Annotated in this window: 10 protein-coding genes and 1 rRNA gene; 7 read left to right on the top strand and 4 right to left on the bottom strand. The window is 73.1% G+C overall.

Features of this window, described 5'->3' with window-relative positions:
• Positions 1 to 9: 9 nt before the first annotated feature.
• Positions 10 to 126 (top strand): 5S ribosomal RNA (gene rrf / locus DQ237_RS04090).
• Positions 127 to 274: 148 nt separating this feature from the next.
• On the opposite strand, the gene DQ237_RS04085 is transcribed toward rrf, so the two are convergent.
• Together DQ237_RS04085 and DQ237_RS04080 are read right to left on the bottom strand one after the other, a co-directional pair.
• Positions 275 to 937 (bottom strand): DUF2461 domain-containing protein, encoded by a 663-nt coding sequence (locus DQ237_RS04085; RefSeq protein WP_113797286.1) that lies wholly within the window; start codon positions 935 to 937, stop codon positions 275 to 277.
• On the bottom strand, positions 934 to 1500 hold the full coding sequence (locus DQ237_RS04080) for a GNAT family N-acetyltransferase (RefSeq protein ID WP_113797284.1): 567 nt from the start codon (positions 1498 to 1500) through the stop codon (positions 934 to 936). Before DQ237_RS04080 ends, DQ237_RS04085 begins: the two co-directional genes overlap by 4 nt.
• A gap of 65 nt (positions 1501 to 1565) precedes the next feature.
• On the opposite strand from DQ237_RS04080, the gene DQ237_RS04075 reads away from it, so the two are divergent.
• Positions 1566 to 2780, top strand: coding sequence for a winged helix-turn-helix domain-containing protein (locus DQ237_RS04075; RefSeq protein WP_113797282.1), 1215 nt, complete (start codon positions 1566 to 1568; stop codon positions 2778 to 2780).
• Here the strand turns inward: DQ237_RS04075 and DQ237_RS04070 are convergent.
• Positions 2752 to 3168 (bottom strand): YkvA family protein, encoded by a 417-nt coding sequence (locus DQ237_RS04070; protein WP_113797280.1) that lies wholly within the window; start codon positions 3166 to 3168, stop codon positions 2752 to 2754. The two genes, DQ237_RS04075 and DQ237_RS04070, sit on opposite strands and share 29 nt — an antisense overlap.
• A gap of 40 nt (positions 3169 to 3208) precedes the next feature.
• On the opposite strand from DQ237_RS04070, the gene thyX reads away from it, so the two are divergent.
• Genes thyX through DQ237_RS04045 form a run of 5 tightly spaced genes read left to right on the top strand, consistent with a single transcriptional unit; the run spans position 3209 to position 7897 of the window.
• Positions 3209 to 3961, top strand: a complete 753-nt coding sequence (gene thyX, locus DQ237_RS04065; protein ID WP_113797278.1) for an FAD-dependent thymidylate synthase — start codon at positions 3209 to 3211, stop codon at positions 3959 to 3961.
• A 17-nt stretch (positions 3962 to 3978) separates the two neighbouring features.
• A complete protein-coding gene (locus tag DQ237_RS04060) occupies positions 3979 to 4785 on the top strand; it encodes a thymidylate synthase (RefSeq protein ID WP_113797276.1) in 807 nt (268 codons plus the stop codon).
• Between the two features lie 11 nt (positions 4786 to 4796).
• Positions 4797 to 5294: a dihydrofolate reductase gene (locus tag DQ237_RS04055; RefSeq protein ID WP_113797513.1), complete on the top strand. Its 498-nt coding sequence runs from the start codon at positions 4797 to 4799 to the stop codon at positions 5292 to 5294.
• Positions 5295 to 5303: 9 nt separating this feature from the next.
• A complete protein-coding gene (gene dapA / locus DQ237_RS04050; protein WP_113797274.1) occupies positions 5304 to 6200 on the top strand; it encodes a 4-hydroxy-tetrahydrodipicolinate synthase in 897 nt (298 codons plus the stop codon).
• A complete protein-coding gene (locus DQ237_RS04045; RefSeq protein ID WP_113797272.1) occupies positions 6197 to 7897 on the top strand; it encodes a ribonuclease J in 1701 nt (566 codons plus the stop codon). The genes dapA and DQ237_RS04045 overlap by 4 nt, the downstream gene beginning before the upstream one ends.
• Here DQ237_RS04045 and DQ237_RS04040 read toward each other — a convergent pair.
• Positions 7894 to 9852 (bottom strand): S9 family peptidase, encoded by a 1959-nt coding sequence (locus DQ237_RS04040; RefSeq protein ID WP_113797271.1) that lies wholly within the window; start codon positions 9850 to 9852, stop codon positions 7894 to 7896. The genes DQ237_RS04045 and DQ237_RS04040 overlap by 4 nt on opposite strands.
• Positions 9853 to 9854: the final 2 nt, after the last annotated feature.

Genomic DNA, 9854 nt, shown 5'->3' with positions numbered 1-9854 from the left:
TCACAGAGTTACGGCGGCCATGGCGAGAGGGAAACGCCCGGCAACATTCCGAACCCGGAAGCTAAGCCTCTCAGCGCCGATGGTACTGCCCTGGAGACGGGGTGGGAGAGTAGGACGCCGCCGGACAACCATTGAGGCGATGGGCCCCAGCCACCAGGCTGGGGCCCATCGTCGTATCCACCCCCGCCCGGACAGAAAGTGCACGAACCGCCCGGGCAGAAAGTGCACGAACCGCCCGGGCGAAAAGTGCACAAAACGCCCCGGGGGTGCTGGGTCAGCGGCGGCGGGGCTCCTTCGTCGTCGCGCCGACGTTGTCGGCGAACCACGTGTTGAGTGCCGCCAGGTCGCGCCAGCACTCGCGCACGCGGTCCAACGTCGTGCGGGTGTGCAGCCAGTCCTCCGGTGTCCAGTGGCGCGAGGCGAACAGCGACCGGTGCTTCAGCAGCTCGATGCGTTCGTCGTCGGCCGAGAAGCCGGCGGGTACGCGGACGAGGCGGTCACCCTCGATCGTCCAGCCGCCGGCACGCAGACGAGCGACCTCCGCCTCCAGGCGTGGGCCTTGCACGTCGTCGGTGACGGCTCGGCGATATCTCGCCACCTGGTCGGACTCCAGGCGCCAGCAGCCCCCGGAGACGGTCAGGCCGTCCGCCGAGATCTGCAGGTACCAGGAGCCGGCGCCCCGACCGTCCGGGCTGACCACCGCACCCTGGTGGGTCTTGTACGGCGTCTTGTCGTGGCTGAATCGGACATCGCGGTACGGACGGAAGACCTTCGCCGGACCGAACTCCGAGGCGAGCTCTTCCACCAGCGCCAGCACGGGTGCGCGCACGTGTGCCTCGTACTCCGCCCGGTGCGCCGTCCAGTACGGCTTGCTGTTGTCGGCCTCGAGGCCCTCGTAGAACACGAGCCCCTCGTCGGGGAAGCCCTCGAAGGTCATCGCTCCTCGTCCTCCTCGTGCAGAGTCACGTGCCAGCGCAGTTCGCGCAGCGGGGCACCGCCGGTCTCCAGGGTCCGGGCCCACCCGTCGGGCTCCCAGCCGGCCGACTCGAAGAAGTGACGGGACACCCCGTCCGATTCCGGCAGCCACGTGCGCAGTCGGCCGATGCCGTCGGCGGATGCCAGGTCGGTCACCGCCGCGAGCAGCCGGCTGCCGTGCCCGCGGCGTCCCCAGCGCGGCTCGACCAGCAGTGGTCCGAGCTCCTCGACTCCCGGTTCGTCGTCCGGGGCGACGGCGGCGAAGCCGACCACCTCCTCCCGCTCGACGGCGACGAGGACGCGGTGCCCCGCGCTCGGGGGAGCGGTGACCGCGGCCTCCCAGGTCGCGGTCGCGGCCGCGGCGTCCCAGGCGTCGAGGACGGCGGCCGGGAGCACGGCCCGGTAGGCCGTCCGCCACGTGACCGCCTGGACCCGTGCGATGGCCTCGCCATCCCCGGCTCGGGCCGGGCGGACGGACACATCGGCCGACCCCGTGAGGCGGGGGAAGGGCGGCGGGGAATTCACCCGGGCAGCGTAAGTGCGCCGCTCAGCGCGGCCGACGTCGTACCCGGCGGGCAGGATCTGACGGCGTGATCGCTGCTGAACGGCTGCCGGCCGCACTGGCCCGCCGCATCGCGCTGGGCGCGCAGGGCTTCGCCGACCCCCGGCCCTCGGGTCCGGTCGGGACTCGCCAGCTGCGTGGGCTCGCCGAGCGGTTGGCGGTGCTGCAGATCGACTCGGTGAACGTGCTGTCGCGGTCCCACTACCTGCCCGCCTTCAGCCGGCTCGGGCCATACCCGCGGGCCGCGCTGGACGCGCTGTCGGGCCAGCGGCACGCTCTGTTCGAGTACTGGGCGCACGAGGCGTCGTTCCTGCCGGTGCGGCTGCACCCGCACCTGCGCTGGCGCATGGCGGCCGCGCAGCAGGAGGCGTGGGGCAGCATGACCAGGGTCCACCGCGAGCGCCCGGAGTACGTGGCGTCGCTGCTGGCCCGGGTGCGCGACGGCGGTCCGCTGAGGGCCAGTGAGCTGCAGGAGGAGCGCCCCAACCGGCCCGGCAGGATGTGGAACTGGCACGCCGGCAAGGCGGCCCTGGAGTACCTGTTCTTCACCGGGCAGCTCACCGCCGCGCGGCGTACGCCCGGGTTCGAGCGGGTCTACGACCTCCCCGAGCGCGTGCTGCCTGCCGATGTCCTCGCCGCACCGACCCCGGACCGCCCCGACGCGGTGCGCGAGCTGGTGCGCACGGCCGCCCGGGCGCTCGGCGTCGCCACCGAGACCGATCTGCGGGACTACTTCCGGCTCACCCCGGGCGATGCCCGTACCGCGATCGCCGAGCTGGCCGACGCCGGCGAGCTCCTGCCGGTCGAGGTGGTGGGGTGGGGGCGTCCGGCCTGGCTGCACCCCGAGGCGCGGCGTCCCCGGTGGATCCGCGCCCGGGCGCTCGTGAGCCCCTTCGACTCCCTGGTCTGGGAGCGGCCCCGGATCGAGCGCATCTTCGGGTTCCGCTACCGGCTCGAGATCTACACGCCGGCGGTGAAGCGGGTGCACGGCTACTACGTGCTGCCCTTCCTCCTCGGCGACCGGCTGGTGGCCCGGGTCGACCTCAAGGCCGACCGGAAGGCCGGCGTCCTCCGGGTGCAGGCCGCGCACCTCGAGGAGGGGGCCGACCGGGCGGAGGTGGTCGTCGAGCTGGCCGAGGAGTTGCGGCTGATGGCCGGCTGGATGGAGCTCTCCGATGTCGCGGTCGCCGAACGGGGCGACCTGTGGCCCGACCTCAGTCGCGCCCTGGGTGGTTCTCCGTGAGGCCGGCGAGCCGGCGCACGACGGTCAGCCCGGCCGGCTCGCCCGGCCAGTGCCGCACGAGCGCGTCGTCCCCCGCGCGACGCACCACCGAGCGCAGCGCCCACGCGACGACGACGACGTCGTCGGCGTAGCCGAGCACCGGCACGACATCGGGCACCAGGTCGATCGGCGAGAGCAGGTAGGCCAGCAGGAGCCAGAGCCGCATGCGCAGCCCCCGCGGGAGGCTGCGGTCGGCCGCGAGCCGACGGATGAGACGGACGACGTCGGGCAGCAGGCGCAGCGCCTCTCGGAGCGCCAGCTGCCGGGACCGCCACAGCAGCAGGAGCAGGAGCAGCCACACGACCAGCAGTCCGCCGGCGACGGCGACCAGCGACTGCCACCACTCCATGCCCCCAGTCTGCAGGGTGGCCGGCCGTAGGCTCGCGGGCGTGCCAGAGATCGTGCCGCTCCGGGTCCAGGTCATCGCGCAGACGCAGTTCACCCCGCCGGCCGACGTGCCGTGGGAGACCGACGCCGACGGCGGCCAGGCGCTCGCGGAGTTCGCCGGCCGCGCCTGCTACCAGTCCTGGGACAAGCCCGTGCCGGCCACGGCCACCAACGCCGGCTACCTGCGGCACATCCTCGAGGTCGGGCACCTGTCGGTCCTGGAGCACGGCTCGGTGAGCATGTACCTGACGGGGGTGTCCCGGTCGCTCACCCACGAGCTCGTGCGGCACCGGCACTTCTCCTACAGCCAGCTCTCCCAGCGCTACGTCCCCGAGACCGAGGCCGCCGTCGTGGAGCCGGCGGTGATCGCCGACGACCCCGAGCTGCACGCGAGGTTCGTCGCTGCGACGGATGCCGCCGCGGCCGCGTACGCCGAGCTGCTCGAGGGGCTGGAGCAGCGGTTCGCCGACGTGCCCAACGGCACGCTGCGGCGCAAGCAGGCCCGCCAGGCCGCGCGGGCGGTGCTGCCCAACGCCACCGAGACGCGCATCGTCGTCACCGGCAACTACCGGGCCTGGCGGCACTTCGTCGCCATGCGGGCCAGCGAGCACGCCGACGTGGAGATCCGCGAGCTCGCGATCGCCTGCCTGCGCGAGCTGCAGCGGGTGGCCGGGAACGTCTTCGGCGACTTCCGGATCAGCACGCTCGTCGACGGCACCGAGGTCGCCGCGAGTCCCCTCGTCGGGGAGGGGTGACACGTAGGCTCGGGGCCGTGGCAGCACCGATCGACACCCAGTACGAGGACCTCCTGCGGCGCATCCTGGAGCAGGGCTCGCCCAAGGAGGACCGGACCGGCACCGGCACCGTCAGCCTCTTCGGGGAGCGGCTCCGCTACGACCTGTCCGAGGCGTTCCCGTTGGTCACGACCAAGAAGGTCCACTTCAAGTCGATCGCCGTCGAGCTGCTGTGGTTCCTCCGCGGGGAGAGCAACGTCGGCTGGCTGCGCGAGAACGGCGTCACCATCTGGGACGAGTGGGCCTCGCCCGAGGGCGAGCTCGGCCCGGTGTACGGCGTCCAGTGGCGGTCGTGGCCGACGCCCGACGGCGGGCAGGTCGACCAGATCGCCCAGCTGCTCGAGACGTTGCGCACCGACCCGGACTCCCGCCGCATGATCGTCTCGGCCTGGAACGTCGCGGCGCTGCCCGACATGGCGCTGGCGCCCTGCCACGCGTTCTTCCAGTTCTACGTCGCCGACGGCAAGCTCTCCTGCCAGCTCTACCAGCGCAGCGCCGATATGTTCCTGGGCGTGCCGTTCAACATCGCCAGCTACGCGCTGCTCACCACGATGATCGCCGCGCAGGTGGGCCTGGAGCCCGGCGACTTCGTCTGGGTGGGCGGTGACTGCCACATCTACCGCAACCACGTCGACCAGGTGACCGAGCAGCTCTCCCGCGAGGTGCGGCCCTTCCCGACGCTCGAGCTCGCTCCGGCCCCCTCGCTGTTCGACTACACCTTCGAGCACTTCGCGGTGCGCGGGTACGAGCCGCACCCGGCGATCCGGGCGGCCGTGGCGGTGTGAACGGGGTCGCCATGATCTGGGCGCAGGCCCGGGGGAGGGTCATCGGGGCCGACGGCGGCCTGCCGTGGCACCTGCCCGAGGACCTGCGGCTCTTCCGCGCGCTGACGACCGGATCGACCGTCGTCATGGGCCGGCGCACCTGGGAGTCGCTGCCGGAGCGCTTCCGGCCGCTGCCCGGCCGGGTCAACGTCGTGCTGACGTCGGACCCGGGCTGGTCGGTGGAGGGGGCGGAGCGCGCGGCCTCGGTCGAGCAGGTGCTGGCCGGGCACCCGTCCTGCTGGGTGATCGGCGGCGGATCGGTCTACACGGCATTCCTGCCGCACGCGGAGCGGGTGGTCGTCACCGACGTCGACCTCGAGGTCGACGGCGACACCTGGGCCCCGGAGCTGGACGACCGGTGGGTGCGCACCTCGCGCACCCCGGTCCAGGGGTGGTCGGAGTCGGCGCAGGACGGGGTGCGGTTCGCGGTGTCGGAGTACGCGCGGGGGCCCGTCCCCGGCGCTGGGTAGATTCTCCTCATGACCACCGACCCCGCCCGTCCGTTCGGGCGCGTCCTGACGGCGATGGTCACCCCCTTCGCCGAGGACGGTTCGATCGACCTCGCCGGGGCCCAGGAGCTCGCCGCTCACCTCGTCGACCGGTGCGCCAACGACGGGCTGGTGGTCTTCGGGACGACGGGGGAGTCGCCGACCGTCAGCGACTCCGAGCAGCACGCCGTCCTCGAGGCCGTCATGGACGCCGTGGGCGACCGCGCGACCGTCGTGGCCGGTGTCGGCACGAACGACACCGCGCACTCCATCGATCTGGCGCGGGCCGCCGAGCGGCTGGGCGTGCACGGGCTGCTCGTCGTCACCCCGTACTACAACCGGCCGCCCCAGGCCGGCCTGCTCCGGCACTTCACGTCGATCGCCGACAGCACCGACCTGCCGGTCATGCTCTACGACATCCCCGTCCGCACCGGCATGCCGATCGAGGTGGACACCCTCGTGCGGGCCGCGGAGCACCCGCGGATCGTGGCGGTCAAGGACGCGAAGGGCGACCTCGGCGCCATCGCCTGGACCCTGGCCCGCACCGACCTCGCCTACTACAGCGGCGAGGACATGCTGAACCTGCCGATCCTGGCCCTGGGCGGCGTCGGCGTGGTCAGCGTCGTCAGCCACCTCGCCGGTCCGCGCATCGCGGAGCTGATCGCGGCCGTGGAGGACGGCGACCTCGCCACCGCCCGCTCGATCAACCAGAGCCTGCTGCCGGTCTACACCGGCGTCTTCCGGACCCAGGGCGTCATCACGGTGAAGGCGGCGCTGAACGCGCTCGGCCTGCCGTCGGGGCCGGTCCGGCCCCCGCTGGTCGACGCGACCCCCGAACAGCTCGCGCAGTTGCGCGACGACCTCGCCGCTGGAGGCGTCACCCTGTGAGTGGTCAGGCCACCCAACCCCACCTCGACCTGAAGGCGCCCCCGCCGCTGCCCGAGGGCGGCCTCCGGGTGATGGCCCTCGGCGGTCTCGGCGAGATCGGCCGGAACATGGCCGTCCTCGAGTTCGACGGCAAGCTGCTGATCATCGACTGCGGGGTGCTCTTCCCCGAGGCGGAGCAGCCCGGCGTCGACCTGATCCTCCCCGACTTCGGGGTGATCGAGCACCGGCTCGACGATGTCGCCGCCGTCGTCCTCACCCACGGGCACGAGGACCACATCGGGGCGCTGCCCTACCTGCTCCGGCTGCGCGGCGACATCCCGCTTGTCGGCTCCCGGTTCACCCTGGCCCTGGTGGCGGCCAAGCTGCGCGAGCACCGGATCGTGCCGGAGCTGGTCGAGGTCGCGGCCGGCGACGACCACCTCGCGGGCCCGTTCCACTGCGAGTTCATCGCGGTGAACCACTCGATCCCCGACGCGCTCGCCGTCGCGGTGCACACCCCGGCCGGCGTCCTGGTGCACACCGGCGACTTCAAGATGGACCAGCTGCCGCTGGACGGCGTGCTCACCGACCTGGGCGCCTTCGCGCGGCTGGGCGTCGAGGGCATCGACCTGCTGCTGGCCGACTCGACGAACGCCGAGGTGCCGGGTTTCGTCACCCCGGAGCGTTCCATCGGCCCGGTGCTGGAGGACGTCTTCTCCCGGGCGACCCAGCGGCTGATCGTCTCCAGCTTCGCCAGCCACGTGCACCGCATCCAGCAGGTGCTCGATGCCGCCGAGAAGCACGGTCGCAAGGTCGCCTTCGTCGGCCGCTCGATGGTGCGCAACATGGGCGTGGCCCGTGACCTCGGGCTGCTGCGGGTCGCGCCCGGCCTCATGGTCTCCCTCGACGACGCGGCGAAGATGCCGGCCGAGCAGGTGGTGCTGGTGAGCACCGGGTCGCAGGGCGAGCCGCTGTCCGCGCTGGGGCGCATGGCCCGCGGTGACCACCACCAGGTCACCATCGAGGCCGGCGACACGGTCGTCCTGGCGTCGTCGCTGGTGCCGGGGAACGAGACCGCGGTCTACAAGGTCATCAACGGGCTGGCCCGGCTCGGCGCCACGGTGGTGCACAAGGAGACCGCCCGCGTGCACGTCTCCGGGCACGCGCCGGCCGGGGAACTGCGCACGCTCATCAACGTCGCCAAGCCGAAGTACCTGATGCCGGTGCACGGGGAGTGGCGGCACCTCCGGGCGCACGCGAAGCTCGCCGAGGAGACCGGCATGACCAGCGACCGGGTCCTGCTCGCCGAGGACGGCGTGGTCGTGGACCTCGTCGACGGCAAGGCGACGATCGTCGGCTCGGTGCCGGTGGGCGACGTCTACGTCGACGGGCTGAACGTCGGCGACGTCGGCGAGGAGTCGCTGCAGGCCCGCCGGATCCTCGGCGACGAGGGCTTCGTGGCGCTGACCGTCGTCATCGAGCCCTCGACCCGGACGATCGTGCGGCCGGTGCACCTCTCCACCCGCGGGTTCTCCGACGACCCGTCGGCGTTCGACGAGGTGCTCGCCCTGGTCGAGGACAACCTCAAGCGCGCCCTGGCCGACGACGAGGCCGACGCGCACCGCCTGTCGCAGATCATCCGCCGCACCGTCGGCAAGTGGGTGTCGGACAAGCACCGGCGCCGCCCGATGATCATCCCGACGGTCCTCGAGGTCTAGTCGACGTCGTAGCGGACGACGTCGACCGGCTCGATGCCCTCCTCGGCGGGCAGCTCCAAGCCCCAGACCTGGGCGTAGAAGGAGAGCTCGCCGTCCAGGGCGGCACGGATGTTCTCCGCCTTGCGGAAGCCGTGCTGCTCGCCGGGGAACAGCAGGTAGGCATGCGGCACGCCCTTGGCGCGCAGGGCCGCGACGATCGCCTCGGCCTGCGAGGGCGGGACCACCGCGTCCTCCGCGCCCTGGAACACCGCGAGCGGGGTGTCGAGGGCGTCCACGTGGTTGATGGGTGAGCGCTCGGCGTGGATCGGGTTGCCGGACGGCCCCGCACCCGGGTCGTACGGCGCGATCAGCCCGTCGAGGTACCGGGACTCGAACTTGTGCGTCTCCGCCGCCAGCGCCCCGAGGTCGGCGACGCCGTAGTGGCTGGCGCCGGCGGTGAACACGCCGGGCCGCATCGACAGTGCCGCCAGCACGGTGTAGCCCCCGGACGACCCGCCCCGGATCGCCATGCGCTCGGGATCCACCCGGCCGGAATCGGCGAGGTACCGGGCGCAGGCCACGACGTCGTCCAGGTCCACGACGCCCCACCGCCCCTGCAACGCGTCCCGGTAGCGGCGGCCGTAGCCGGTCGAGCCGCGGTAGTCGACGTGCGCCACGCAGAAGCCCCGCGAGGTGAAGTACTGGATCTCCAGGTTCAGCACGCGGTCGTGGCTGGTGGTGGGGCCGCCGTGCACCATCACGACCAGCGGCGGCAGCTCGCCGTCCGGGGTGACGTCGGGGTTGGTGGGCGGGTAGACGACCGCGTGCGCGACGTCGATGCCGGTGCCGTCGTCCGGGGTGGGGAAGGTGACGAACTCCGGCGTCGCGAACCAGGACCGGTCCAGGCCGAGGTCGCGGGCCGGCCGCAGCACGACGCTCGCCCCGCTGTCGACGTCGACGGACAGGACGACCCGTTCGGCCGCCGGGCCGCCGGCGGCGCAGACCACCCGCGAGCCCTGGGCGCGGAGGTACTGGAAGGAGGCGAAGGGGAGGTCGAGCTCGCGCAGGTCATCGGCGGGGGAGAGGACGGCGAGGCGGTCGGCGCCGTCGCGCCCGTAGGCGAGCGCGATCCGCCCGTCGTCCAGCAGCGCGAACCGGCTCAGCCCGAACCGCCACTGCGGCCCGCCGATGTCGCTGCCCACGTCGAGCACCAGCTCGGCCTGCCCGCCCGGCGCCCATCGGTACAGCGACCAGACGTCGGTGCGGTCGCACAGGAACCAGAGGGTGCCGTCGGCCGCCCAGGTGGGCTGGACGGCGGACTCGCCCGGACCACCGGCGACCACGGTCTCGGTCCCGTCGCTGCCCCGGACCACCAGCTGAGCGGCGTCCCAGGGCATGGCGGGGTGGTCCCACTGGAGCCAGGCCAGGGCGCCGTCGGGGGAGAGCGCCGGGTCCGAGACGAAGTCCGGTCCGGTGACGAGGAGATCCTCCTCGCCGTCGGGGCGCACGCGCACGATCTCGTTCACCACGTCGGCTGCCGCGCCGGATGCGGCGTGGGTCTCGCGGACCGCCAGCAGACCGTCCGGCGTCGCCCGGAGGTCAGCGAGGCGCACCCCGGCGGGAAGCCCCGGTTCGGGGGTGACCGCGGCCGGTTCCGCGCCGGGGTCCATCCGGTACAGCCGCTGGTCCGAGTAGTGCGTGAACCAGACCGTGCCGCCGGAGACGGTCCACGCGGCGCCGCCGTACTCGTGCACGCGGGTGCGCGCGTTCCAGGGTGCCGGCAGCACGTCGGTGACGGTGCCGTCGGGGGAGCGGCGCACCAGGACCGACCGGCCACCCTCGTGCGGGCGCGACTCCGCCCACCAGACGTCCGCGCCTTCCCCCTGGCCGTCGACGACGACCTCCTCGAGCCGGGCGGCCGTGCGCACCACCAGCTCGGAGGTGATTGGGGTGGCCCAGCTCCCGTGCCTGCTCATGG

Source organism: Blastococcus sp. TF02-8 (assembly GCF_003319175.1).
Lineage (GTDB): Bacteria > Actinomycetota > Actinomycetes > Mycobacteriales > Geodermatophilaceae > Blastococcus.
The sequence above is the reverse complement of the archived record's forward strand: the minus strand, read 5'-3'. Positions and strand labels throughout refer to the sequence as shown.